Raw genomic sequence first — 26,493 nt, 5'->3', positions numbered from 1 at the left:
GACGAGGAGGAAGCCCGCATGGCCCGCAGGGAAGAAACGGAGCAGGAGACCGAGGCACCGCCGCCGACGGCGACGCTCGGTGTCGGCATGGTCGGATACGCGTTCATGGGTGCGGCCCACTCCCAGGGGTGGCGCACCGCGGGACATGTCTTCGACCTGCCGGTGCGACCCGCTCTCGCCGCGATCTGCGGACGTGACCGGACGGCCGTCGAGGCCGCGGCCGTCCGGCACGGGTGGGCTGCCGCGGAGACCGACTGGCGTGCCCTGATCGCCCGGGACGACGTGCAGCTGGTCGACATCTGCACCCCGGGTGACAGTCACGCGGAGATCGCGATCGCCGCCCTGGAGGCGGGCAAGCACGTCCTCTGCGAGAAGCCGCTCGCCAACACGGTCGCCGAGGCGGAAGCCATGGCCCAGGCCGCGGAACGGGCGGCGGCCCGCGGCCAGGTGGCGATCGTGGGCTTCAACTACCGCAAGGTGCCCGCCCTCACGTACGCCCGCCGCATGATCGAGGAGGGCAGGCTGGGCTCCCTCCGGCACGTACGGGCCACCTACCTCCAGGACTGGCTCGTCGACCCCGAATCACCGCTCACCTGGCGGCTGGAGCGGGAGCGCGCCGGTTCCGGCGCACTGGGAGACCTCGGGGCGCACATCGTCGACCTCGCCCAGTACCTGGCCGGGGAGACGCTGGTCGGGGTGTCGGCGATGAGCGAGACCTTCGTACGCGAGAGGCCCGTGCTCGCCGGGGCCGCAGCAGGGCTCTCAGGGGTCGGCGACAGTACCGCGCGGGGGGCGGTCACTGTCGACGACGCGACCCTCTTCACCGGGCGGCTGGCGTCGGGGGCCCTGGCCTCCTTCGAGGCCACCAGGATGGCCGCCGGGCGTAAGAACGCCCTGCGCCTGGAGATCAACGGGGAACTCGGGTCGATCGCCTTCGACCTGGAACGGCTCAACGAGCTCTCCTTCCACGACCACACCGAACCCGCCACCAGCGCCGGTTTCCGACGGATCCTCGTCACCGAACCCCAGCACCCCTACCTGGAGGCGTGGTGGCCGCCGGGCCACGGTCTGGGCTACGAGCACACCTTCGTCCACCAGGCCCATGACGTGGTGCGCACCATCACCGAAGGGCGCACCCCCGTACCGTCCTTCGCCGACGGTCTCCAGGTGCAGCGGGTGCTCGCCGCCGTCGAGGAGAGCGCCGCGAAGAACTCCGTATACACCCCGGTTCCCTTCTAGGAGGTTGTGGGCATGCCCCGTCCCTTCACTCTCTTCACCGGCCAGTGGGCCGACCTGCCGCTGGAGGAGGTCTGCCGGCACGCCCGGGACTTCGGTTATGACGGGCTCGAACTCGCCTGCTGGGGCGATCACTTCGAGGTGGACAAGGCGCTGTCGGACCCCGGCTACCTCGACGGCCGGCGACAGCTCCTCGACAAGTACGGTCTCAAGTGCTGGGCGATCTCCAACCACCTGGTCGGACAGGCCGTCTGCGACAACCCGATCGACGAACGCCACCAGGGGATCCTGCCCGCCCGCATCTGGGGGGACGGGGAGCCGGAAGGCGTCCGGCAGCGGGCCGCCGAGGAGATCAGGAACACCGCCCGGGCGGCGGCCGCCTTCGGCGTGGACACGGTCATCGGCTTCACCGGGTCCTCCATCTGGCACCTGGTCGCCATGTTCCCGCCCGTCCCGCCGCACATGATCGAACGCGGCTACGAGGACTTCGCGGAGCGGTGGAACCCGATCCTGGACGTCTTCGACGCCGAGGGGGTGCGCTTCGCCCACGAGGTGCACCCGAGCGAGATCGCGTACGACTACTGGACCACGCACCGCGCCCTGGAGGCCGTGGGCCACCGGCCCGCTTTCGGGCTGAACTTCGACCCGAGCCACTTCGTGTGGCAGGACCTCGACCCGGTCGGCTTCCTGTACGACTTCAGGGACCGGATCTACCACGTGGACTGCAAGGAGGCCCGCAAGCGCCTCGACGGCCGCAACGGGCGCCTCGGCTCCCATCTGCCCTGGGGCGATCCACGGCGTGGGTGGGACTTCGTCTCGGCGGGGCACGGCGACGTGCCCTGGGAGGACGTCTTCCGGATGCTGCGGTCCATCGGGTACGAGGGGCCGGTCTCCGTGGAGTGGGAGGACGCCGGCATGGACCGGCTGACGGGGGCGCCCGAGGCGCTGGCGTCGCTGAAGCGGTTCGACTTCGACCCGCCGAGCGCGTCGTTCGACGCGGCGTTCGGCGGGGGCGAGTAGCGGGGGCGGCGCGGGGCCCTCTCCGGGGGCCCCGCCCCGGCCCCACGCGCCTCGAACGCCGGCGGGGCTTGATCCCGGGGCTCCGCCCCGGGGCGATCCCGCCTGCCCTGACGGCCCTTTGTCCTGCCGTGGGTAAAAGTTCAACTCGGCAGCTGCGCAAGGGCTTTCCGTACGGGACGAACACGGCTACGGTCCCCTACGTGTACACGACATGACTCGCGTCACCAGGGCCCCGTAAGGAGCCCCGGAGGCGAGCGCGGCAGTCCCCGCGCGGAACGGCAGAACGCACCCGCCCGTACAACCGGCACACTCCGGAGGACGCACGTGCACAGAAGCAGCAGACGGCTCCGCGCCCGAAAAACACTCGCACTCCTCACCGGCGGGCTCCTCGCCGCCGCCACCCTCACCCTGGGCTCCTCGCCCGCCGCAACCGCCGACGCCCCGAAGGCAGCGGCCGCGCAGGCAGCCGCTGAGGACTTCCAGCAGGTCACTCTCGCCAAGGGCGCGGCCGAGACCGGCGAACCCATCTCGCTGGCGGTGCTGCCCGACCGCAGCGTGCTGCACACCTCGCGCGGCGGCGAGCTGCGGATCACGGACAGCGCGGGCAACACCCGGGTCTCCGGCACCATCCCCGTCTACTCGCACGACGAGGAAGGCCTCCAGGGCGTCGGGATCGACCCGGACTTCGCGGAGAACCGCGCGATCTACCTCTACTACGCGCCCCCGCTGGACACCCCCGCCGGCGACGCCCCGGAGAACGGCACGGCCGCCGACTTCGCGAAGTTCGACGGCGTGAACCGGCTCTCCCGTTTCGTCCTCAACGAGGACGGCACCCTCGACAACGCCAGCGAGAAGAAGGTCCTCGACATCCCGACCACGCGCGGCATGTGCTGCCACGTGGGCGGCGACATCGACTTCGACGCGCAGGGCAACCTCTACCTCTCGACGGGCGACGACTCCAACCCGTTCGCCTCCGACGGCTTCTCCCCGCTGGACGACCGGGCCGACCGCAACCCCGCCTTCGACGCCCGCCGCACCTCCGGCAACACCAACGACCTCCGCGGCAAGATCCTCCGCATCAAGGTCGCCGACGACGGCTCGTACACCGTCCCCGAGGGCAACCTCTTCGCCGCGGGCACGGACAAGACGCGCCCCGAGATCTACGCGATGGGCTTCCGCAACCCCTTCCGCTTCAGCGTCGACCAGGCCACCGGCATCCTCTACGTCGGTGACTACGGCCCCGACGCGGGTGCGGCGGACCCGAACCGGGGACCGGCCGGGCAGGTCGAGTTCGCCCGGGTGACCAAGCCCGGCAACTTCGGCTGGCCCTACTGCACCGGCGACAACCAGCCCTACCGCGACTACGACTTCGCGACGCAGACCTCCGGTCCTGCCTTCGACTGTGCCGCCCCGAAGAACGAGTCGCGGTACAACACGGGCCTGGTCGACCTGCCGCCCGCGCAGGCGGCCTGGATCCCGTACGACGGCGCGTCCGTACCCGAGTTCGGCACCGGCTCCGAGTCCCCGATGGGCGGCCCCGTCTACCACTACGACGCGGACCTGGACTCACCGGTGAAGTTCCCCGAGGAGTACGACGGTGACTTCTTCGCCGGGGAGTTCGGCCGGCAGTGGATCAAGCGCATCGAGCAGGACGCGGACGGCGCGGTCCAGTCCATCAACGACATCCCGTGGACCGGGACACAGGTGATGGACATGGCCTTCGGCCCCGACGGCGCACTGTACGTCCTGGACTACGGCCTCTCCTGGTTCGGCGGCGACGAGCACTCGGCGCTGTACCGCATCGAGAACGCCACCGGCGGACGCTCGCCCATCGCCGAGGCCTCCTCCGACAAGACCTCGGGCACCGCGCCCCTCAAGGTGAGGTTCTCCTCCGCGGGCACGGCCGACGGGGACGGCGACGCGCTGACGTACGCCTGGGACTTCGGCGACGGCGGCACGTCCACGGCCGCCAACCCCACGTACACGTACAAGAAGAACGGCACCTACACCGCCACGGTGACCGCCAAGGACCCGACGGGCCGCACCGGTTCGGCGAGCGTGCACGTCACCGTCGGCAACACGGCGCCCACCGTCGTGCTGCAGGCCCCGGCCGACGGGCAGCCGTTCGAATTCGGCGACGAGGTGCCCTTCAAGGTGACCGTCACCGACCCGGAGGACGGCACCGTCGACTGCTCCAAGGTCGAGGTCAAGTTCACCCTGGGCCACGACAGCCACGGTCACGACATCACCACCGAGCACGGCTGCGAGGGCACCATCAAGACCGCCATGGAAGGCGGCCACGACCCGAACGCCAACATCTACGGCGGTATCTCGGCCTCCTACACCGACGGCGGGGGCGGCGGACAGGCCGCGCTGACCGGCCGTGACGGGGCGAAGCTCCAGCCGCGCCACCGCCAGGCCGAGCACTTCGACAACTCCTCCGGTGTCACCACGCCGAGCAAGACCAGCGCCCACGGCGGCCGGACCGTCGGTGACATCGACAACGACGACTGGATCTCCTTCACCCCGTACATCCTCGACGGCTCGACCAAGCTCACCGCCCGTACCTCGTCGGCCGGCGCGGGAGGCTTCCTCGAGGTGCGGGCCGGATCGCCCACCGGCAAGATCCTCGGCTCCGCGCCCGTCCCGGTGACCGGCAGCTGGGACACGTTCCAGGACATCGACGTGCCGCTGCGCGGCGCACCCAAGAAGGCCACCGAGCTCTTCCTGGTCTTCAAGGGCGGGGCCGGAGCCCTGTACGACGTCGACGACTTCGAACTCTCGAACAGCCCGGTCGACCGGACCGCGAAGCGCGTCCTCGTCTTCTCGAAGACGGGCGGCTTCCGGCACGACTCGATCCCCGAGGGCATCGCCGCGCTGAAGGAACTGGGCAAGGACACCAACATCACGGTCGACTCCACCGAGGAGGCCGGACAGTTCACCACCAGCAACCTGGCGCGCTACGACGCGGTCGTCTTCCTGTCGACCACCGGTGACGTCCTGAACGCCGACCAGAAGAAGGCGTTCGAGAACTTCGTGTCCACCGGCGGCGGTTACATGGGCGTCCACGCCGCGGCCGACACGGAGTACGACTGGAAGTTCTACGGAGGGCTCGTCGGGGCGTACTTCGACTCGCACCCGCAGATCCAGCCCGCGACCGTCCGTGTGGAGAACCACGACCACCCGGCGACCGCGCACCTGGACGAGGCCTGGGACCGTACCGACGAGTGGTACAACTACCGCACCAACCCCCGGGACAAGGCCCAGGTCCTCGCCACCCTGGACGAGACGACGTACACCGGCGGCACCATGAAGGGTGACCACCCCATCGCCTGGTGCCAGGCGTACCAGGGCGGCCGCTCCTTCTACACCGGTCTCGGCCACACCAAGGAGTCCTACGCCGAACCCGCCTTCCGGCAGCACCTGCTGGGCGGTCTGCGCTACGCGGCCGGGCAGGTGAAGGCCAACTGCAAGCCGGACACCGGCTACCGGTCGATCTTCAACGGCAAGACGCTCGAAGGGTGGAAGCAGGCCGGCCCCGGGAAGTTCGCCGTGGCCGACGGTCAACTCCGCTCCGAGGGCGGCATGGGCCTCCTGACCTACCAGGCCAAGGAGCTGAAGTCCTACTCGCTGAAGCTCGACTGGAAGATGGCGGGCGACGACAACTCCGGTGTCTTCGTCGGCTTCCCCGAGTCGGACGACCCGTGGTCCGCGGTGAACAACGGTTACGAGGTCCAGATCGACGCCACCGACGCGGCGGACCGCACGACCGGCGCCGTCTACACCTTGAAATCCGCCGACATCAAGGCCCGTGACCAGGTTCTGCGACCGCCCGGCCAGTGGAACAGCTACGAGATCAAGGTCCAGGGCGAGCGGCTCCAGGTCTTCCTCAACGGGGTGAAGATCAACGACTTCACCAACACCGACCCGGCCCGCAGCCTCAAGAACGGCTACATCGGCCTCCAGAACCACGGAGCCGACGACCAGGTGTCCTTCCGTGACATCCAGCTGAAGGAGCTGCCCTCCACGTAGGGCGGCGACCTCCTGCGCCGGTGGTGGGCGGGGAAGCGTTCCTCTTCCCCGCCCACCGTCCACCATCCCTCTTCAGCCCCCAGGGAGGCAGCCCGTGACCGCACGTGCCGTTCGTACCGGAGTCTGGTTCATCGGAGCACGCGGCTCCGTCGCCACCACCGCCACCGCCGGGTGCGCGGCCATCGCGGCAGGGCTCCACCCGCCGACCGGCATGGTCACCGAGACACCACCCTTCGCCGACAGCGGGCTGCCACCGCTGACCACCCTCGTCTTCGGCGGGCACGACACCCTCGACTGCCCTCTGCCCAAGCGGGCCGAGGCCCTCGCGGCCGGGGGAGTGCTCCCGCACGGGCTCCCCTCCGCGATCGAGGCCGAACTCACCGCCGCCGACGCGGAGATACGCCCCGGAGGGCCGCTCCGGGGTGACACCCGCACCGACGAGGAGCTCATCGCCGCCTTCGCCGCCGACATCGAGGACTTCGCGCTCCGCCACGAGCTGGCCCGCACGGTCGTCATCAACGTCGCCTCGACCGAACCGGCCCCCGGCGAGGACGACTCCCGCCTGCCCGCCAGCACCCTCTACGCGGCGGCCGCGCTCCGCGCCGGCTGCCCGTACGCCAACTTCACCCCCTCCACCGGGCTGCGCAGCCCGCACCTCCAGGACGCCGTCGACTCCTGCGGACTTCCCCACGCCGGACGCGACGGCAAGACAGGCCAGACGCTGCTCCGCTCCGTGCTCGCACCGATGTTCGTCCAGCGCGCGCTGCCGGTGCGCGCGTGGTCGGGCACGAACCTGCTGGGCGGCGGGGACGGGGCGGCGCTGGCCGACCCGGCCGCGGCGGCCGCCAAGAACGCGGGCAAGGAACGCGTGCTCGCCGACACGCTCGGAGCGGCCCCCGAGGGCGAGGTCCACATCGACGACGTACCGGCGATGGGCGACTGGAAGACGGCGTGGGACCACATCGCCTTCGACGGCTTCCTCGGCTCGCGGATGATCCTCCAGACGATCTGGCAGGGCTGCGACTCCGCCCTCGCCGCACCGCTGGTCCTGGATCTGGCCCGGCTGCTGGCACGCTCCCACGAGACGGGTCTGAGCGGGCCCCGGCCCGAACTCGGCTTCTACTTCAAGGACCCGGACGGCGGCCCGGCCGCACTGTCCGAGCAGTACGCCGAGCTGCTGGCCTTCGCCGAACGCCTGCGGGCCGCCCGGTGAAGGCGCTGCGGCTGCTCGCGGCGGTGACCGGCGCCCCGCGGTTGCAGGCCGCCCGCCCGGCGGCGCCCTCGTACAGCCTGTCCGGTGCGGGCGGGACTGCGCCCGCACCGGACAGGCCCCCCGTCCGCGCGCGCCTGCGGGCCTGGGCGGAGCTGCTCCGGGTGTCGGCGCTGTTCACCGTGCCCGGTGACGCGCTGGCCGGGGCCGCGGCCGCGGGGCGGAGTCCCGGCCGGGGCACGGCACTCGCGGTCGGCGCCTCGCTGTGCCTCTACGAGGCGGGCATGGCACTCAACGACTGGGCGGACCGGGAGGAGGACGCCGTCGACCGCCCGCACCGGCCGATCCCGTCGGGCCGTGTCGCGCCGGGGGCCGCCCTGGCCGCCGCGGGCGTCCTGACGGCGGCGGGCCTGGCGCTGGCCGCACGGGCGGGGCGCCCCGCACTGGCGGTGGCATCCGGCCTGGCGGCCACGGTCTGGGCCTACGACCTGCGCCTCAAGCACACGAAGCTCGGGCCGGCCGCGATGGGCACGGCCCGCACCCTTGACCTGCTGCTCGGCGCGACCGCCACGGTGGCAACGATGTCGAACGCGACTGCCGGGGGAGGTGCGGCCCCGGCCACCCGGCCCGCACCCGGCCGCACCCCTGCTGCCGGGGGAGGTGCGGCCCCGGCCACCCGGCCCGCACCCGGCCGCACCCCGGCTGCCGCGCTCCCCGCCGCCCTCCTGCTCGGCGCGCACACCTACGCCGTGACCGCCGTCTCCCGCCACGAGGCGCACGGCGGATCCACCGCCGCACCGCTGGCCGCGCTGGCCGGTGTCGCCGGACTCGGGGCCGCCGTCCTGCGAGGCCGGGCGGCCCCGGGGGAGCCGCCAGGGCCTCCCTCCGACGCCGTACGGCTCCTGCTCCCGGCCTTCGCCGGCGCCTACCTCCGCACCTCCACGGTCCCCCTTCTCCACGCCGCACTCAACCCCTCCCCGCCCCTCACCCAGCGTGCCGTCGGCGGCGGTATCCGGGCGATGATCCCGCTGCAGGCAGCGCTCGCGGCCAGGGCCGGGGCGCCCTTCAACGGGCTCGCGGTCATGGGGCTCGTCCCCCTCGCCCGCGCGCTCGCCCGGAAAGTGAGCCCGACATGACCCTCCGCCTCGGCTACGGCACCAACGGGCTGACCGACCTCCGGCTCGACGACGCCCTCGGCCTCCTCGCCGACCTCGGTTACGACGGGGTCGGTCTGACCCTCGACCACATGCACCTCGACCCGCTCGCGCCGGACCTCGCCGCCCGCACCCGCCAGGTGGCCCGCACGCTCACCGGACTCGGCCTGGGCGTCACCGTCGAGACCGGCGCGCGCTACGTCCTCGACCCCCGGCGCAAACACGGGCCGTCCCTCCTGGACCCCGACCCGGACGCCCGCGCGGCCCGCACCGGTCTGCTCGTCCGCGCTGTCGAGGTCGCCACGGACCTCGGCGCGCACGCCGTGCACTGCTTCAGCGGCGTCACCCCGCCGGACACCTCCACGGACACCGCGTGGCAGCGGCTGGCCCAGGCCCTCGACCCCGTGCTGGAGGCATCCGACCGGGCGGGTGTCCCGCTCGCCGTCGAACCCGAACCCGGCCATCTCCTCGCCACGCTCGCCGGCTTCCACCACCTGCGCACCCTCCTCGGTGACCCGGGCCCGCTCGGACTCACCCTCGACATCGGCCACTGCCAGTGCCTCGAACCGGCCTCGCCCGTGGACTGCGTGAAGGAAGCCGGCCCCTGGCTGCGCCACGTCCAGATCGAGGACATGCGACGCGGCGCCCACGAACACCTGCCGTTCGGTGACGGCGAGATCGACTTCCCGCCGGTGCTCGAAGCGCTCGCCTCCACCGGATACTCCGGCCTCACCGTCGTCGAACTGCCCCGGCACTCCCACGCGGGCCCCGAACTGGCCCGCAGCTCCATCGACTTCCTGCGCCGAGCCACCGGGGCGACGAACGGAGCCGGACCATGCTGATGAGCCGCAAGGAACTCGACGACCGGCTCCCAGGGGCGGCCAGGGCCTGGCTGGACGAAGCGCTCGCCGAGGCCACGCACGCCGCGGCACACCCCGGAGCGGACAGCGGCAACCCGCCCTGGGAGCTGAGGTTCGCGTCGGCGGGAAGGCACTGCGGCCTGGAGAACGCCGACTCCGTGCGCGCGGTGCTGCTCGTCGAAGCCCGCGCGGGGCTGCCCGCCGTGACCAGGCTCTACGAGCAGGGCACCGCTGCCGAACGCCGCGCGGTCCTCCTCACCCTGCACCGTCTCGACCTCGGCGCCGCCGCGCTCCCGCTCGTCGAGGACGCCTTGCGCACCAACGACACCCGGCTGGTCGCCGCGGCCGTCGGCCCGTACGGCGCGGCCCACCTCGACGCGCACGGCTGGCGGCACGCCGTCCTCAAGTGCCTCTTCACCGAGGTCCCCGTCGAAGCACTCGACCGGCTCGCCGAACGTGCCCGCGGTGACGCCGAACTCGCCCGGATGCTCGGCGACTTCGCAGCCGAACGCACTGCCGCGGGGCGCGCCGTCCCCGCCGGTCTGCGGACCGTCCTCGACCTCACGGCCCCGGCGCCCGCCACCGCCCCCACGTCCACGGAGGAAACCCGATGAGGATCTTCGACCCCCACATCCACATGACCTCCCGCACCACGGACGACTACCAGGCGATGTACGACGCAGGGGTCCGCGCCCTCGTCGAACCCTCCTTCTGGCTCGGCCAGCCCCGCACCTCGCCCGCCAGCTTCTTCGACTACTTCGACGCCCTGCTGGGCTGGGAGCCCTTCCGCGCCTCCCAGTACGGCATCGCCCACCACTGCACCCTCGCCCTCAACCCCAAGGAGGCGAACGACCCCCGCTGCACCCCCGTCCTGGACGCGCTGCCCCGCTACCTCGTCAAGGACTCCGTCGTCGCCGTCGGCGAGATCGGCTACGACTCGATGACCCCCGCCGAGGACAAGGCACTCGCCACGCAGCTCCAGCTCGCCGCCGACCACGGCCTGCCCGCGCTCGTGCACACCCCGCACCGCGACAAGCTCGCCGGCCTGCACCGCACCATCGACGTCATCCGCGAGTCGGCCCTCGCCCCGGAGCTGGTCCTGCTCGACCACCTCAACGAGACGACCGTGAAGGACGCGCTCGACAGCGGCTGCTGGGCCGGATTCTCCATCTACCCGGACACCAAGATGGACGAGGACCGCATGGTCACGGTCCTGCGGAACCACGGCACCGACAGGATCCTCGTCAACTCGGCGGCCGACTGGGGCAAGAGCGACCCGCTGAAGACCCGCAAGGTCGCCGACACCATGCTGAAGGCCGGATTCGACGAGGACGACGTCGACAAGGTCCTCTGGCGCAACCCCGTCGCCTTCTACGGGCAGAGCGGCCGGCTCCAGCTCGACATCGACGCACCGGGCCCCCTCCACGAGGGCAACTCCATCCTCCGCGGCGGGGAGTGACCCATGCGCTTCCGCCACCCCGACGGCTCGACCGTGCACCTCGCCTACTGCACCAACGTGCACCCCGCCGAGACCCTCGAAGGAGTCCGCGCCCAGCTGCGCGACCACTGCGAGCCCGTACGCAAACGGCTCGGCCGTGACCGCCTCGGCATCGGACTCTGGCTCGCCAAGGACGCCGCCCGTGCCCTGATCAACGACCCCGCCGCCCTGCGCTCCCTGCGGGGCGAACTCGAACACCGCGGACTCGAAGTGGTCACCCTCAACGGCTTCCCGTACGAGGGCTTCGGGGCCCAGGAGGTCAAGTACCGCGTCTACACACCGGACTGGACCGATCCCGAACGGCTCTCGCACACCACCGACCTGGCCCGACTGCTCGCCGCGCTGCTCCCCGACGACGTCACCGAAGGCACCATCTCCACCCTGCCGATCGCCTGGCGCACCCCGTTCGCCGACGACCCCACGGCAGCGGGCACCGCGCGGAAGGCGTTCACCACGCTCGCGCAGCGGCTCGACGCCCTCGACGAGCTGACCGGCAAGACCATCAGGATCGGTCTCGAACCCGAACCCGGCTGCACCGTGGAGACCACCGCCGACGCCATCGGCCCCCTCACCGCGGTGGGCCACGACCGCATCGGCATCTGCGTCGACACCTGCCACCTCGCCACCTCCTTCGAGGACCCGGACACCGCTCTCGACGCCCTGCGCGCGGCCGGGATCACCATCGCCAAGGCCCAGCTCTCCGCCGCACTGCACGCCGAACACCCCCATCTGCCCGAGGTGCGTGCCGCCCTGGGCGCCTTCGCCGAGCCCCGCTTCCTGCACCAGACCCGCACCCTCACCGGTGCGGGCCTCCGCGGGACCGACGACCTCGACGAGGCCGTCTCCGGTGGCGCGCTCCCCGACAGCACCCCCTGGCGTTCCCACTTCCACGTCCCCCTGCACGCGCCCCCCGCACCCCCGCTCACCTCCACACTCCCCGTGCTCCAGTCCGTCCTGAACCGGCTGGTCGGCGGGCCCGCGCCCCTCACCCGGCATCTCGAGGTCGAGACCTACACCTGGCAGGCGCTCCCCGCCGAGCTGCGGCCGCGCACCCGCACCCAGCTCGCCGAAGGCATCGCCGCCGAGCTCACCCTCGCCCGCGACCTCCTCGTCGACCTCGGACTCAAGGAGCTCCCATGACCACGCCCGGCGCCGCGACGCGCCCCACCCCGCTCCTCGTCCTCGACGTCGTCGGCCTCACCCCCCAGCTGCTCCAGCACATGCCGAACCTCCAGGCCATGGCCGGAGCCGGCGCGCAGGCCCCCCTCTCCACCGTCCTGCCCGCCGTCACCTGCGCCGCCCAGTCCACCTTCCTCACCGGCACCACCCCCTCCGAACACGGCATCGTCGCCAACGGCTGGTACTTCCGCGAGCTCGGCGACGTCCTCCTGTGGCGCCAGCACAACGGCCTCGTCGAAGGGGACAAGCTCTGGGACGCCGCCCGGCGAGCCCACCCCGGCTACACCGTCGCCAACATCTGCTGGTGGTACGCGATGGGCGCCGACACCGACTGGACCGTCACCCCCCGCCCCGTGTACTACGCCGACGGCCGCAAGGAGCCCGACTGCTACACCCGGCCCCCGGCACTGCACGACGAACTGACCGAGAAGCTGGGCACCTTCCCCCTCTTCCATTTCTGGGGCCCCGGCGCCGACCTCGTCTCCTCGCAGTGGATCATCGACGCCACCCGGCACCTCCTCACCACGCGCAGCCCCGACCTGGCCCTCTGCTACCTCCCGCACCTCGACTACGACCTCCAGCGCTACGGCCCCGACGACCCCCGCTCCCACCGGGCCGCGGCCGACCTCGACCGCGCCGTGGCCCCCCTGCTGGACGACGCCAGGGCCGGGGGCCGCACCGTCGTCGCCCTCTCCGAGTACGGCATCACCCGCGTCGACCGGCCCGTCGACATCAACCGCGCCCTGCGCCGCGCCGGACTCCTGGAGGTCCACACCCAGGACGGCATGGAGTACCTCGACCCGATGGCCTCCCGTGCCTTCGCGGTCGCCGACCACCAGCTCGCCCACGTCTACGTACGCCGGCCCGAGGACCTCGACGCCACCCGGGAAGCCCTCGCGGACCTCCCCGGCATCGCGGAACTCCTCGACGACGAGGGCAAGAAGGCGAACCACCTGGACCATCCCCGCTCCGGCGAGCTCGTCGCCGTGGCGGAGAAGGACGCCTGGTTCACGTACTACTACTGGCTCGACGACGCCCGCGCGCCCGACTTCGCGCAGCTCGTCGAGATCCACCGCAAACCGGGCTACGACCCCGTGGAGCTCTTCATGGACCCCCAGGACCCCTATGTCCGGGTCAAGGCCGCCTCGGCGGTCGCCCGCAAGAAACTCGGGATGCGCTACCGCATGGCCGTCGTCCCCCTGGATCCGTCACCTATCCGCGGCAGCCACGGCCGCCTGCCCACGAGCGACGACGAAGGTCCGCTCATCCTCTGCTCCACCCCCCACGCGTTCAACGGCCGAGTCCAGGCCACCGAAGTGAAGTCCTTGCTCCTCCAGCTTGCCGGACTCCACTGACAATCCGCCCCGCCCGCACGTTCACAGGGAGATTCGTGATCATGAGCCGCACCCCGAAGGACCCCGAGCTCGCGCGCAGACTCAGCCGCCGCAACGTCCTGGGTGTCGCCGCCGGAGCCACGGCCGCGACCCTCCTCAGCGGCGCCGCCGCCCAGGCGGCCGGCCCGCACAGCGGCCAGGGACACGGCCACGGACAGGGCAACGGGCACGGCAAGGGCCGCGCCGTCCTGCCTCCGGGCCGCCTCGGCATCCAGCTCTACAGCCTCCGCGACAAGGTATCCACCCTCGGCTTCGCCCCCGTGTTCGCCGAACTCGAGAAGTACGGCTACGACGAGATCGAGTTCGCCGGATACACCCAGGGTTCGGCCGGAGCCATCACCCTCGCCCAGCTCAAGCGGCTGGCCAAGGACCACGGGCTCAACCCCATCGGCAGCCACGTCAACTACTACGACGACAACAACCCCGACGCCTACTCCTTCGCGCAGAACCTCACCAAGGTCCTCGACGAGGCGGAGGCCCTCGGCCTCAAGCACATCGGCACCGCCTCCGGACCGTTCCGCTACGGCGACACCGTCGACGGCTGGAAGCGGGCGGCCGAGGACTTCAACACCTACGGAGCCGCCGCCCGCAAGCGCGGCATGAAGTTCTACCAGCACAACCACGCCGAGGAGTTCTCCTTCGCCACCGACAAGCCGAAGGTGCGCCTCTACGACGTCCTGCTCGCCGAGACGGATCCCGACCTGGTCTACCTCGAGATGGACATCTACTGGGCGTTCTGCGCCCAGTTCCGCTTCGGCAAGCGCGAGGACGGCACGCCGGCCCCCTTCAACCCCATCGACTACGTGCTCAAGCAGCCCGACCGCTACCCCCTCTTCCACGTCAAGGACGGCACCCGCAACGACGCCGCCCGCGACGGCTACGACATGACGGACGTCGGCGACGGTGACATCGACTACAAGAACTTCCTGAGCCGGGTCACCGCCCGCACGCACCGTGGCCGGACCTACCACCACTGGCAGACCGAGCACGACAACCCGGTCGACTCCCTCGCCTTCGCGCGCAAGTCCAGCGAGCACCTCCACTCGCTCCGCGAGAGCCGCTGCGGGGACTGACGCCCGGCAGACGCAACGCGTGGGGCCCGGTTCCAGGAACCGGGCCCCACGCGTGTGCCGCGGTGTGCGATCAGTCGGTCTCCCGGATGGGCGGGGCCGCAGGCGCCTTCACCAGCGGGTTGCCCTTCCGGTCACGGCCGGGTGCCGCGAGGAACAGCGCGAGGAATCCCGCGAAGAACGAGATGCTGCCCGCCAGGATGAACGCACCGTTGAGCCCCCAGGCGTCGACGACCAGGAAGCCCATCCCGGCTCCGAGTCCGGAGACGAGCTTGGAGCTGTAGACCATGCCGTAGTTGGTGGCGTTGTTGTTCTCGCCGAAGTAGTCCGCGGTCATCGCGGCGAACATCGGGAAGATGGCGCCGCCGCCGAAGCCCGAGACCGCCGAGAAGAACAGGAACAGCGGCAGGTTCCGCAGTTCGGCCGCCCCGATGATGCCGAACTGGGCGACCCCGAGGATGACGCAGACGTAGAGCAGGCACTTCTTGCGGCCGTAGAGGTCGGAGAGCCAGCCGATGACGCCGCGCCCCGTGCCGTTGACGATCGCCTTGAGCGACATGGCCGTGGCCACGATGCCCGCGGCGAAGCCCGCGTCCTGGCCGATGTCGACCTGGAAGGCGATGCCGAAGATGTTGACGCCGGAGGTACAGGCGAGGCAGCACCACATCAGCGCCACGCGGCCGGTCCTCCATGCCTCGCCGGGGGAGTACTGCTTGATGGCCGGCGGGTTCTTCTCCAGTGCACGGCGGGCCCGTGGGTCTTCGGGCGGGTTGAGCGGGTCGATCTCCGCGGGCCACCAGTTCTTCGGCGGGTCCCGGAAGAAGAAGCCGGCGCAGGCCACGAGCGCGGCGAGGAAGACCCCCACCGAGACGAGGACCCACCTGAAGTTGGTGATGTCCATGAACCCGGTGAAGATGAAGACGAACGGCACCGAACCGTAGGCGAAACCGCCGTTGACGAAGCCCGTCTTGCCGCCCCGGCGCTCCGGGTACCACTTGCCGACCATGTTGACGCAGGTGGCGTACACCATCCCCGCGCCCATGCCCGAGAACACACTGAAGCCGATGTACGCGAAGATCACGTGCGGCGCGTACGCCAGTGACAGGTAGCCGAGGAGGGTGCCGGCCGCGCCGAGCATCATCGCCCAGCGGGCCGGCAGCCTGCCGGTCTCCCTCAGCCTGCCCGCGGGCATCGCGACGGCGGCCTGGAAGAACACCCAGACGGTCATCATCCAGTAGATGTGACCGCTGTCCCAGTTGTGCGCGTGGTGCAGCGTGTCCTCCGCCGACGCGAAGGCGTACTCCGCCGAGCTGATGCCCATCATGCCGACCCACGGCAGGATGACCATCCACTTGCGCTTGCGGCCCATGATGTCGATGTCGCTCTCGCCAAGGCGGTAGGTCCTGCCGTTGGCGTCCGTCACCTCCCTGTAGGGGACGGAAGTCGAGATGTCGGTAGTCGCCATGTAGATCGAACCCCTTGCGTGGAAGAAGTCTGGCCAGCGCCCCCTGCCCGTTCTCACTTCGCGCCGGGGTCCGCGGCCGAGCGGTAGGCCGCAGACCCCGTGGTTCGAGCCGTCGTCATCAGGTCATCGGCCACCGCCCAACAAACCGGCGGCCCTGGCCCACCTGTACTTCGCGCCGAGTACGGCGACCGGCAGCTCCGTGGTGTACGGATACGCCACGACGCCCCTCTCGAACAGGTATGCGCATGCCTCCTCGACCTCCGTGTCACCGGCGAGCGACGCCACCACGGGCTTCTCGATCCCGCGCGCCCGGAACTCCTCCACCACCCGGGCCGTGAGCTCCGCGAAGACCATCGGCGGGGTGACGATCGTGTGCCAGTAGCCCAGCACAAGCGCGTGGATCCGCGGATCCTCCATCCCCAGCCGGATCGTCGCCTCGTACGTCGACGGCGGCTCGCCGCCCGTGATGTCGATCGGGTTCCCGGCCGCTCCGAACGGCGGGATGAACGCCTTGAACGCCGTGTCCAGGTCCGGCGGGATCTCCATCAGCGAGAGCCCGTTGTCGACGATCGCGTCCGACAGGAGCACCCCCGAACCACCGGCCCCCGTGATGATCACGACGTTGTCGCCCTTGGGAGCCGGCAGCACGGGCAGCGCCCGCGCGTACTCGAGCATGTCGTTCAGCCCCGGGGCCCGGATCACCCCCGCCTGCCGCAGGATGTCGTCGTACACGGCGTCGTCCCCGGCCAGCGCGCCCGTGTGGGAACCCGCCGCCCTGGCGCCCGCGCTCGTCCGGCCCGCCTTGAGGACCACGACCGGCTTCTTCGGCACGGTCGCCCGCGCCGCCTCCACGAACGCACGCCCGTCCTTGAGGTCCTCCAGGTGCATCGCGATGCACTCGGTGTTCGGGTCCTCGCCGAACCACGTCAGCAGGTCGTCCTCGTCGATGTCCGACTTGTTGCCGAGCCCGACGATCGCCGACACCCCCGTCTTCGTCGACCGTGCGAAGCCCAGGATCGCCATGCCGATGCCACCGGACTGTGAGGTCAGGGCCACGGGGCCCTTGACGTCGTACGGGGTGCAGAACGTGGCGCAGAGGTCCTGCCACGTCGAGTAGTAGCCATAGATGTTCGGCCCGAGGAGCCGCACGCCGTGCTCCTCGCCGATCGCCACGATCTCGTCCTGGAGGGCCTGTTCACCCGTCTCGGCGAAGCCGGACGGAATGAGCACGGCGTTGGGGATGCCCTTGCGGCCCACTTCCCGGAGCGCCGACGCGACGAACTTGGCGGGTATCGCGAAGACCGCCACATCCACCTCACCGGGAACGTCGGTGACACTCTTGTACGCCTTGCGGCCGAGAATGTCATCGGCCTTGGGGTTCACCGGATGGATCTCGCCCGCGAACCCGCCGTCGATGAGGTTGCGCATCACCGAATTGCCGATCTTGCCCTGCTCGTTGGACGCGCCGATGACCGCGACCGAACGCGGCTCCATCAGCCGGCGCATCGATACGAGGATCTCCTCCCGGCTGTAGCGCCGCCGCGCCTTCACCTCCTCGGTCGTCAGCAGGATCCGGATGTCGGCGGCGACCGCGCCGTCCGGAGACGCGATGACGGGGTTGAGGTCGACCTCCGCGATCTCCGGGAAGTCCGTGACCAGTTGGGAGACCCGCCGGATCTGTTCCGCCAGCGCCCACCGGTCCACGGCCGGCGCACCGCGCACCCCCTTGAGGATCTCCGCGGCGCCGATCGAGTCGAGCATCGACCGCGCCTCGTCCGCCGTCACCGGTGCCAGCCGGAAGGTGATGTCCTTGAGCACCTCGACCAGGACACCGCCGAGGCCGAACGCCACCACCTTCCCGAACGTGGGGTCGGTGACCGCCCCGACGATGACCTCCTGGCCGGGCGGCACGAGCTGTTGCACCTGTACGCCCTCGATCCGCGCGTCGGCCGCGTAGGCCCTGGCGTTCTTCACGATGGCGCAGAACGCCGCGCGCACCTCCTTGGCGCCCGAGACACCGACCACGACGCCGCCCGCGTCCGTCTTGTGCAGGATGTCGGGGGAGACGATCTTGAGGACCACCTGCCCGCCGAGACGGTCGGCCAGCGCCACCGCCTCGTCCACGTCCCGGGCCAGGCCCTCGCCCGGCACCGTGATCCCGTACGCGTCGGCGACGACCTTCCCCTCCGGCGCGGTGAGCGCGCTGCGCCCCTCGCCCCGGACACGGTCGAGCAGTGCCCTGACGCGCTCATGCTCCTGGTTCTCGACTGTTCCGGCCATGCTCAGATGACTCCGTTCGTCTTGAGAAGCCGCAGTTCCTCGTCACCCAGGCCCAGTTCGCCGACGTAGACCTCCGCGTTGTGCTCACCGAGCAGCGGGGAGGTGACGATGTCGACGGGGGAGTCGGAGAGCTTCAGCGGGCTGCCGACGGTGGTGAAGGTGCCGCGCTCGGGGTGTTCGACGCGGACCACCATCTCGTTGGCGGCGAGGGACTCGTCCTCGACGATCTCCTTGGTGGAGAGGATCGGACCGCACGGGATGTTGTGCGCGTTCAGCTGTCCCAGGACCTCCCACTTGGGGAGCGTCGCCGACCACTCCTCGATCAGCTGGAACATCTTGCCGAGCTTCGGCAGCCGGGACTCGGGCGTCGCCCACTCGGGGTCGTCCGCCAGCTCCGGCCTGCCGATCAGCTCGGACAGGGGTTTCCAGCCGACGGGCTGCACGATGACGTACACGTAGTCGTTGGGGCCGCCCGGCGCGCACTTCACCGCCCATCCCGGCTGGCCGCCGCCGCTGGCGTTGCCGCTGCGCGGCACCTCGTCGGCGTCCGCGGTGTCCTGCGCGTCCGGGTACTCGGCGAGCGGCCCGTGCTCCAGGCGCTGCTGGTCGCGCAGCTTGACCCGGCAGAGGTTGAGCACCGCGTGCTGCATCGCCACGTTCACCCGCTGGCCGCGCCCGGTGTTCTCCCGCTGGAAGAGGGCGGCGAGGATGCCGGCGACCGCGTGGACCCCCGTACCCGAGTCGCCGATCTGGGCGCCGGTGGCCAGCGGCGGGCCGTCGGCGAAGCCGGTGGTGGACATCGAGCCGCCCATGGCCTGCGCGACGACCTCGTACGCCTTGAAGTTGGTGTACGGGCCCTCGCCGAAGCCCTTGATCGAGGCGTACACGATCCGGGGGTTGATCTCCTGGATCCGCTCCCAGGTGAACCCCATGCGGTCCACGGCGCCCGGGCCGAAGTTCTCCACCATCACGTCGCTGCGGCGGATGAGCTCGGTGAGGATCTCCTTGCCGCGCTCGCTCTTGGTGTTGAGGGTGATGCTCCGCTTGTTGCAGTTGAGCATCGTGAAGTAGAGGGAGTCGACGTCGGGCAGATCGCGCAACTGCTTGCGGGTGATGTCGCCGCTCGGCGCTTCCAGCTTGACCACGTCCGCCCCGAGCCAGCCGAGCAGCTGGGTGGCGGAGGGACCGGACTGTACGTGCGTCATGTCGAGGACGCGCACGCCCTCAAGAGCCTTGGTCATGCCAACCGCTCCTCTGTCACTTGTACATGGTCTGGTTCATCGTTCCGGGGGCGTACGCGTCCGGGTCGACCCAGACGTTGATGAGCGAGGGCAGGCCCGACTCGCGGGCCCTGCGCAGGGCGGGTGCGATGTCGGCGGGGTCGCGGACCTCTTCGCCGTAACCACCCAGCATCTGGGCGAACTTGTCGTAGTGGACGTCGCCGAGGGTGTTGCCGACCCGCTCGCGCTCGTCGCCGTACTTGGCCTTCTGGCCGTAACGGATCTGGTTCATCGAGGAGTTGTTGCCGACGATGCCGACGAAGGGGAGGTTGTAGCGGACCAGCGTCTCGAAGTCCCACCCGGTGAGGGAGAACGCGCCGTCGCCGAAGAGCGCCACGACCTCCTTGTCGGGCCTGGCCTGCTTGGCGGCCAGCACGAACGGCACCCCGACCCCGAGCGTGCCGAGCGGGCCCGGGTCCATCCAGTGGCCGGGGGTGCGGGGCTGGACGACCTGTCCGGAGAAGGTGACGATGTCGCCGCCGTCCCCGATGTAGACGGAGTCCTCGGTCAGGAAGTCGTTGATCTCGCTCACCAGCCGGTAGGGGTGGATGGGAGAGGCGTCCGACTTCAGCTGGGGCAGCCGCTTCTCGATCGACACCTGCTCGGCGGCCCGCAGTTCGTCCAGCCAGGCCTTGCGCCGTGCGGATCCGCCGTTGAGCCGGCCGCTCGCGGCCTCCGTGACCGCCTTCAGGACCAGCGAGGCGTCACCGACGATCCCGAGGTCGACATCGCGGTTCTTGCCCACCGTGCGGTAGTCCAGGTCGATCTGGACGACGGTGGCGGCAGGGGAGAGCCGCTTGCCGTAGCCCATCCGGAAGTCGAACGGGGTCCCCACGATCACGATCAGGTCGGCGTTGGAGAAGGCGTAACGACGCGAGAGCTGGAAGTGGTGCGGATCGCCGGGCGGGAGGGTGCCGCGGCCCGCCCCGTTCATGTACGCCGGGATGTTGAGCGTCCGGACGAGCTCGGTGGCGGAGTCCGTCGCGCGGGTCGTCCAGACCTGACTGCCCAGCAGGATGGCGGGCTTCTCGGCGTGGACGAGCAGATCGGCGAGCTTCTCGATGTCGGCCGGATCGCCCGCCCCGCGGGTGGACGCACGGTACCGCCCCGCCTCGGGGACCCGGGCCCGGTCCGCCGGGACCTTCGCGTCCAGCACATCGCGCGGGATCTCCAGGAACGACGGGCCGGGCGCCCCGTGGTAGCACTCCCGGAACGCCATCGACACCATGTCCGCCGCCCGCGCGGTGTCCGGCACGGTGGCCGCGAACTTGGTGATGGGGGTCATCATGTCGACGTGCGGCAGGTCCTGGAGAGAGCCCATCTTGTGCTGGGTGTGGGCTCCCTGACCACCTATCAGGAGCATCGGTGACTCGGCACGGAAGGCGTTGGCGACCCCCGTGACGGCGTCGGTCGTCCCGGGACCCGCGGTGACCACGGCGCACCCCGGCTTCCCCGTGATCCGGGCGTAGCCGTCGGCCGCGTGGGCGGCCACCTGCTCGTGCCGTACGTCGACGACTTCGATGCCCTCGTCGACGCAGCCGTCGTAGATGTCGATGATGTGGCCGCCACAGAGGGTGTAGATGCGTTCCACCCCCTCCGCCTTGAGTGCCTTGGCGACCAAGTGCCCACCGGAGATGAGGTTCTGGCTGTCCTGGCTGTCCTCGGGCATGGCGATGTCCTGTCCCTTCGTAGGGGAGTGCGGGAGCCGTTCCGCCGCTCTCGCGGTACATTGCATACAGTCGACGAATACTGTATGAAGCTTGTTATCCCGCATCCGGTGGGTGGTGTCCAGGGGGCGTGCGGCACTTTCACAATCGGCACGATCGGGAGTGGCTATGGATCTGTACGAGCACCAGGCAAGGCAACTCTTCGCGGATCACGGCATCGCCGTACCGGACGCCGAGGTCGTGGACCACCCGTCCGCGGTGCACGCGGCGGCCGAACGGCTGGGCGGCCGTGTCGTCGTCAAAGCGCAGGTCAAAGTGGGCGGCCGGGGCAAGGCCGGCGGGGTGAAGGCCGCCGCGGACCCTGCGGCAGCCGTCGTCACCGCGCGCGGGATTCTCGGCATGGACATCAAAGGCCACCTCGTGCGGACCGTGATGCTCGCTCAGCCCGTGGACATCGAGGCGGAGTTCTACGTCAGCTATGTGCTGGACCGGGCCGCGGGGACCTTCCTCGCCATCGCCTCGGCGGAGGGCGGCATGGACATCGAGGAGGTCGCCGCCACCCGTCCGGAGGCTGTGGCCCGGATCCCCGTGGACCCGGCCGAGGGGGTCACGGAGGCCAAGGCGGCGCAGATCGCGGAGGCGGCCTCGCTCCCGCCGGAGACCGCACCCGTGCTCCAGGCGCTGTGGCAGGTGCTCACCCAGGAGGACGCCCTGCTCGTCGAGGTCAATCCGCTGGTCCGCACCACGGACGGCCGGATCCTCGCCCTGGACGGCAAGGTCACGCTGGACGACAACGCCGCCTTCCGGCAGAGCCGTTGGGGTGAGGACACCGCCGACCCCCACGGGGATCCGCTGGAGGCGGCGGCCGCCGCCAAGGGGCTCAACTACGTCAAGCTCGACGGCGAGGTCGGCATCATCGGCAACGGCGCCGGACTCGTCATGTCCACCCTCGACGTCGTCGCCGGCTGCGGCGCACGCCCGGCGAATTTCCTCGACATCGGGGGAGGAGCCTCGGCCGGTGTCATGGCGGACGGCCTCACGGTCATCCTCTCCGACCCTTCGGTGAGGTCCGTCTTCGTCAACGTGTTCGGCGGCATCACCGCCTGCGACGCGGTCGCCGACGGGATCGTCCAGGCCCTCGACTCGGTCCACCTGACGAAACCACTGGTGGTCCGCCTCGACGGCAACAGCGCGGCACGCGGGCGGGCGATCCTCGACGACCGTGCGCACCCGATGGTCCAGCAGGTCACCACGATGGACGGCGCGGCCGACCGAGCAGCCCGACTCGCCCTGGGAGGGCACTGATCATGGCCATCTTCCTCAGCAAGGAGAGCAAGGTCCTCGTGCAGGGCATGACCGGCGCCGAGGGCATGAAGCACACCAGGAGGATGCTCGCCGCGGGCACCCAGATCGTCGGCGGCGTCAACCCGCGCAAGGCGGGCCGCACCGTGGACCTCGACGACCGTACGGTCCCGGTCTTCGGCTCCGTACGCGACGGCATGGACGCCACCGGCGCCTACGTCACCGTCGTCTTCGTCCCGCCGCCGTTCGCCAGGGCGGCCGTGGTCGAGGCGGCGGACGCGGGCATCGGCCTGGCCGTGGTCATCACCGAAGGCATCCCCGTCCACGACGCCGTGGCCTTCCACGCCCACGCGAAGGCTCGCGGCACGCGCGTCCTCGGGCCCAACTGCCCCGGGGTGATCAGCCCGGGGCAGTCCAACGCGGGCATCATCCCCGCCGACATCGCGACGAAGCCCGGTCGCATCGGCCTGGTCTCCAAGTCGGGCACGCTCACCTACCAGCTGATGCACGAGCTGCGCGAGACGGGCTTCTCCACGGCGGTGGGCATCGGCGGCGACCCGGTGATCGGGACGACGCACATCGACTGCCTGACGGCCTTCGAGAACGACCGGGACACCGAACTGATCGTCCTCATCGGCGAGATCGGCGGAGACGCGGAGGAACGCGCCGCGGCCCACATCGCCCGGCACATCACCAAGCCGGTGGTCGGTTACATCGCCGGCTTCACGGCCCCCGAAGGCAAGACGATGGGCCACGCAGGAGCGATCGTCTCGGGGTCGAGCGGCACGGCCGCGGCGAAGAAGGAGGCACTGGAAGCGGCGGGAGTCGCGGTGGGCGCCACCCCGACGGAGACGGCCCGCCTGGCGGAGGACAGGTTGCGCGGCTGACAACCGAGCCGGTTCCCGGGCGTCGGGTTCGCAGCGCCGCAGCAATACAGCCCGTCCGGCACCGCAGGACCACGTCCGGGGCAGAGCCGCACCGAATCAGCCCGTCCGGCACCGCGGGACCGCGTCCGTGGCAGAGCCGCACCGAATCAGCCCGTCCGGCACCGCGGGACCGCGTCCGTGGCAGAGCCGCACCGAATCAGCCCGTCCGGCACCGCGGGACCGCGTCCGTGGCAGAGCCGCACCGAATCAGCCCGTCCGGCGATTGAGGACCGGGGTCCGGGGCGGAGCCCCGGTCACGGGCAGGGGCGGGCAGGGGAACAGGCCCGCCGCAGGCGCCCCACCAACCCCCTCCACCCGCACCCCCGCCACCGCACCCAGAGCGGAGACCCGATGACACAGACACCCGCACCGACACCCGCCGCCACCCCCACCCCCCTCATCCTCAAACCAGGAACCGCCTGGCAGGACGCCTGGAACCGCTGCCTCACCACCGCCCCCGAAGCCTTCGAGGAGGACAGGGCCCGCAACCTCTGGGCCGCCACCTGGCACCGGGACGGCCGCACCCTCCCCGCCACCAGCCCCGTCGACAACACCCCCATCACGGGACCGCCCCGCCTGGACGCGGACACCGCCCGCCAGGCCGTACGAGCGGCTCTCGACGCCCACCGCGCCTGGCGCCACATCCCGCTCCCCGAGCGCCGCGCCCGCGTCTCGGCCACCCTCGACTCCCTCACCGAGCACCGCGAGCTCCTCGCCCTCCTCCTGGTCTGGGAGATCGGCAAGCCCTGGCGCCTCGCCCAGGCCGACGTGGACCGCGCCATCGACGGCGTCCGGTGGTACGTCGACCACAGCGACCGTCTCCTGGCCGACCGCACCCCGCTCGCGGGCCCCGTCTCCAACATCGCCAGCTGGAACTACCCCATGTCCGTGCTGGTCCACGCGATGCTCGTCCAGGCGCTGGCCGGCAACGCGGTGATCGCCAAGACGCCCACCGACGGCGGGGTCTCCTGCCTCACCCTGGCGTGCGCACTCGCCGCCCGCGAGGGCGTCCCGCTCACCCTCCTCAGCGGCAGCGGAAGCGAACTGTCGGAACCGCTCGTCCGCTCCGCCGAGATCGGCTGTGTCTCCTTCGTCGGCGGCCGGGACACCGGCGCCCGGATCGCCACCGCCGTCGCCGACCTCGGCAAGCGGCACATCCTCGAACAGGAGGGCCTCAACACCTGGGGCATCTGGAACCACACGGACTGGCCGTCCCTCACCTCGCTCATCCCGAAGCTCTTCGACTACGGCAAGCAGCGCTGCACCGCCTACCCCCGCTTCGTCGTCCAGCGCACGCTCTTCGCGGACTTCCTGGCGGCCTACCTCCCCGCCGTACGGTCCCTCCGCACCGGGCACCCCCTCGCCGTGGAGCACCCCTCCGACCCCCTTCCCGTACTGGACTTCGGCCCTCTGATCAACGCCACCAAGGCCAAGGAACTGCACGACCAGGTCACGGAGGCCATAGACCGCGGGGCCGTCCCCCTCCATCAGGGATCCGTGGCGGACGCCCGTTTCCTCCCGGGCCAGGACACCGGCGCGTACCTCCACCCGGTCACGCTCCTCAACCCGCCCCCGTCCTCCCCGCTGCACCACGCGGAACCCTTCGGCCCGGTCGACACCATCGTCCTGGTCGACACCGAGGCCGAGCTCCTCGCCGCCATGAACGCCTCCAACGGAGCCCTGGTCGCCACCCTGTCCACGGACGACCCGGCGACGTACGAGCGACTGGCGCCGCAGATCCGCGCCTTCAAGACCGGGCACGGCAAGCCACGTTCCCGGGGTGACCGCGAGGAGCTCTTCGGCGGCTTCGGCGGATCCTGGAGAGGCGCCTTCGTGGGCGGCGAACTGCTCGTACGCGCCGTGACCGAGGGCCCGCCGGGGGAGCGGCTGCCGGGCAACTTCCCCGACTACCACCTCATGCCGTAACCGTGGGTGGTGGCCCCGCGGCGCGGGGCCACCACCCACCGGCCGAGCCGTTACAGGACACCCGCCTCCCGCGCCGTCCACACCGACGGGATCAGGGGGCGGTAGCCCAGTTCACGACGGATACGGGTCGTCGACATCACCCCGTGCCAGGGGTCAGGGACGTCCATGTCGAGAACCTCCTGCGGCACCGGCAGCCCATGGAACTGGAAGAGGTCGACCATGGTGACCGGGGCGTCGTCGGCGATGTTGTAGACGCCGTGCGCCCCGGGCGCGTACAGCAGCCGCCGCAGGCCCTGCGCCACGTCCACGTGGTGACCCATGTGCAGGCGCTGCATGGCCGGCCACTTCGGCGCCCACTTCATCACGTCGGCGAGGTGCGGATCCCCGTCGCCGTACACGAACGGCAGACGTCCGATGCGGAGGTCGTCCAGGCCCTCCATGGATCCGAGGGCCTGCTCCGCCTCCCACTTGGACTCCGGATAGGCGCCCCACAGGTGGGTGCCGGGCACTGTCTCGTCGCTCTCCACCAGGGCCCTGCCCCGCCCCGCGCCGTACGCGAGCCCGGTGCTGACCTGCACGAACCGCCGCACTCCGGAGGCCACCGCGGCCCGGCCGAGCTCGATGGCCGCATCGCGGTTCACCGCCCGCGCCTCCTCGTCCGGCACCCCGCGGAACGCGGCGGCGACGTTCACCACCGCGTCCACGCCGGCCGTCGCCTTGCCGAGCACCTCCGCGTCGCGCAGATCACCGACCAGCACCTGCGCGCCCAGCTCGGCGAACCGCTCGCCACGCGCCGCGTCACGCACCAGGACCCGCACCTCGTCGCCGGCCGCCGCGCTCCGCAGCAGCCGGGGCACGAACCGTCGCCCGACCTGGCCCGTCGCACCTGTCACCAATGTCAGCATGGCCGCCTCCTCGTTCTCGTAGCCGTGCCCCCACCGTGGGGGAGCCGCGGGGAGAGCGGGAGAGACGCGTCTGTCCAGGGAGCGGCACT

19 protein-coding genes are annotated in these 26,493 nt (G+C 71.1%); 14 read left to right on the top strand and 5 right to left on the bottom strand.

Translation table 11 applies throughout. From position 1 onward, the window contains the following. Window positions 1-18: 18 nt before the first annotated feature. The 11 genes from ACIP63_RS23780 to ACIP63_RS23730 all read left to right on the top strand — a co-directional run bounded on the left by ACIP63_RS23780 (window position 19) and on the right by ACIP63_RS23730 (window position 14,656). Entirely contained in the window at window positions 19-1,239 is a 1,221-nt protein-coding gene (locus tag ACIP63_RS23780) for a Gfo/Idh/MocA family protein (RefSeq protein WP_401518914.1), read from the top strand. A gap of 12 nt (window positions 1,240-1,251) precedes the next feature. Continuing rightward, the gene (locus ACIP63_RS23775; RefSeq protein ID WP_401518912.1) at window positions 1,252-2,256 is read left to right on the top strand and encodes a sugar phosphate isomerase/epimerase family protein; all 1,005 of its coding nucleotides are present in this window, start codon (window positions 1,252-1,254) and stop codon (window positions 2,254-2,256) included. Window positions 2,257-2,580: 324 nt separating this feature from the next. After that, window positions 2,581-6,288: a ThuA domain-containing protein gene (locus ACIP63_RS23770; protein ID WP_401518910.1), complete on the top strand. Its 3,708-nt coding sequence runs from the start codon at window positions 2,581-2,583 to the stop codon at window positions 6,286-6,288. A 94-nt stretch (window positions 6,289-6,382) separates the two neighbouring features. Then, on the top strand, window positions 6,383-7,501 hold the full coding sequence (locus ACIP63_RS23765; RefSeq protein ID WP_401518908.1) for an inositol-3-phosphate synthase: 1,119 nt from the start codon (window positions 6,383-6,385) through the stop codon (window positions 7,499-7,501). Further along, on the top strand, window positions 7,498-8,634 hold the full coding sequence (locus ACIP63_RS23760; RefSeq protein WP_401518907.1) for an SCO3242 family prenyltransferase: 1,137 nt from the start codon (window positions 7,498-7,500) through the stop codon (window positions 8,632-8,634). Before ACIP63_RS23765 ends, ACIP63_RS23760 begins: the two co-directional genes overlap by 4 nt. Then, window positions 8,631-9,494 carry a sugar phosphate isomerase/epimerase family protein gene (locus ACIP63_RS23755; RefSeq protein WP_401518905.1) on the top strand — a complete coding sequence of 288 codons (864 nt, stop codon included), beginning with the start codon at window positions 8,631-8,633 and terminating at the stop codon, window positions 9,492-9,494. Before ACIP63_RS23760 ends, ACIP63_RS23755 begins: the two co-directional genes overlap by 4 nt. Then, window positions 9,488-10,126, top strand: coding sequence for an EboA domain-containing protein (locus ACIP63_RS23750; protein ID WP_401518902.1), 639 nt, complete (start codon window positions 9,488-9,490; stop codon window positions 10,124-10,126). Before ACIP63_RS23755 ends, ACIP63_RS23750 begins: the two co-directional genes overlap by 7 nt. Continuing rightward, on the top strand, window positions 10,123-10,971 hold the full coding sequence (locus tag ACIP63_RS23745; protein ID WP_401518899.1) for a TatD family hydrolase: 849 nt from the start codon (window positions 10,123-10,125) through the stop codon (window positions 10,969-10,971). The genes ACIP63_RS23750 and ACIP63_RS23745 overlap by 4 nt, the downstream gene beginning before the upstream one ends. Before the next feature lie 3 nt (window positions 10,972-10,974). Beyond that, window positions 10,975-12,150, top strand: coding sequence for a metabolite traffic protein EboE (eboE, locus tag ACIP63_RS23740; RefSeq protein ID WP_401518896.1), 1,176 nt, complete (start codon window positions 10,975-10,977; stop codon window positions 12,148-12,150). After that, window positions 12,147-13,544 (top strand): alkaline phosphatase family protein, encoded by a 1,398-nt coding sequence (locus ACIP63_RS23735; RefSeq protein ID WP_401518894.1) that lies wholly within the window; start codon window positions 12,147-12,149, stop codon window positions 13,542-13,544. Before eboE ends, ACIP63_RS23735 begins: the two co-directional genes overlap by 4 nt. A gap of 41 nt (window positions 13,545-13,585) precedes the next feature. Further along, a complete protein-coding gene (locus tag ACIP63_RS23730) occupies window positions 13,586-14,656 on the top strand; it encodes a sugar phosphate isomerase/epimerase family protein (RefSeq protein ID WP_401518891.1) in 1,071 nt (356 codons plus the stop codon). A gap of 70 nt (window positions 14,657-14,726) precedes the next feature. Here the strand turns inward: ACIP63_RS23730 and ACIP63_RS23725 are convergent, their stop codons facing one another. The 4 genes from ACIP63_RS23725 to ACIP63_RS23710 form a co-directional block, all read right to left on the bottom strand. After that, window positions 14,727-16,118, bottom strand: a complete 1,392-nt coding sequence (locus ACIP63_RS23725) for an OFA family MFS transporter (protein WP_401518888.1) — start codon at window positions 16,116-16,118, stop codon at window positions 14,727-14,729. A gap of 123 nt (window positions 16,119-16,241) precedes the next feature. Beyond that, window positions 16,242-18,398: an acetate--CoA ligase family protein gene (locus ACIP63_RS23720; protein WP_401518885.1), complete on the bottom strand. Its 2,157-nt coding sequence runs from the start codon at window positions 18,396-18,398 to the stop codon at window positions 16,242-16,244. 2 nt (window positions 18,399-18,400) lie between these two features. After that, complete coding sequence (gene frc, locus ACIP63_RS23715) at window positions 18,401-19,639, bottom strand: formyl-CoA transferase (RefSeq protein ID WP_401518882.1); 1,239 nt, start codon at window positions 19,637-19,639, stop codon at window positions 18,401-18,403. A gap of 16 nt (window positions 19,640-19,655) precedes the next feature. Further along, window positions 19,656-21,347, bottom strand: a complete 1,692-nt coding sequence (locus ACIP63_RS23710; RefSeq protein ID WP_401518879.1) for a thiamine pyrophosphate-binding protein — start codon at window positions 21,345-21,347, stop codon at window positions 19,656-19,658. Window positions 21,348-21,513: 166 nt separating this feature from the next. Between ACIP63_RS23710 and sucC the strand changes: the two genes are divergently transcribed. From sucC to ACIP63_RS23695, 3 genes are all read left to right on the top strand, one after another. After that, a complete protein-coding gene (sucC, locus tag ACIP63_RS23705; RefSeq protein WP_401518876.1) occupies window positions 21,514-22,650 on the top strand; it encodes an ADP-forming succinate--CoA ligase subunit beta in 1,137 nt (378 codons plus the stop codon). Between the two features lie 2 nt (window positions 22,651-22,652). Then, window positions 22,653-23,534, top strand: a complete 882-nt coding sequence (gene sucD / locus ACIP63_RS23700) for a succinate--CoA ligase subunit alpha (protein WP_401518874.1) — start codon at window positions 22,653-22,655, stop codon at window positions 23,532-23,534. Between the two features lie 390 nt (window positions 23,535-23,924). Next, the gene (locus ACIP63_RS23695; RefSeq protein WP_401518871.1) at window positions 23,925-25,499 is read left to right on the top strand and encodes an aldehyde dehydrogenase family protein; all 1,575 of its coding nucleotides are present in this window, start codon (window positions 23,925-23,927) and stop codon (window positions 25,497-25,499) included. Window positions 25,500-25,549: 50 nt separating this feature from the next. Here ACIP63_RS23695 and ACIP63_RS23690 read toward each other — a convergent pair whose 3' ends face one another. Beyond that, entirely contained in the window at window positions 25,550-26,404 is an 855-nt protein-coding gene (locus ACIP63_RS23690; protein ID WP_401518868.1) for an NAD-dependent epimerase/dehydratase family protein, read from the bottom strand. Between the last annotated feature and the right edge of the window lie 89 nt (window positions 26,405-26,493).

Origin of the sequence: Streptomyces sp. NPDC088746, assembly GCF_044751065.1 — a bacterium.
Classification (GTDB): domain Bacteria; phylum Actinomycetota; class Actinomycetes; order Streptomycetales; family Streptomycetaceae; genus Streptomyces.
Note: the sequence above shows the minus strand (reverse complement) of the source record. Positions and strands in the feature narration are given on the sequence as shown.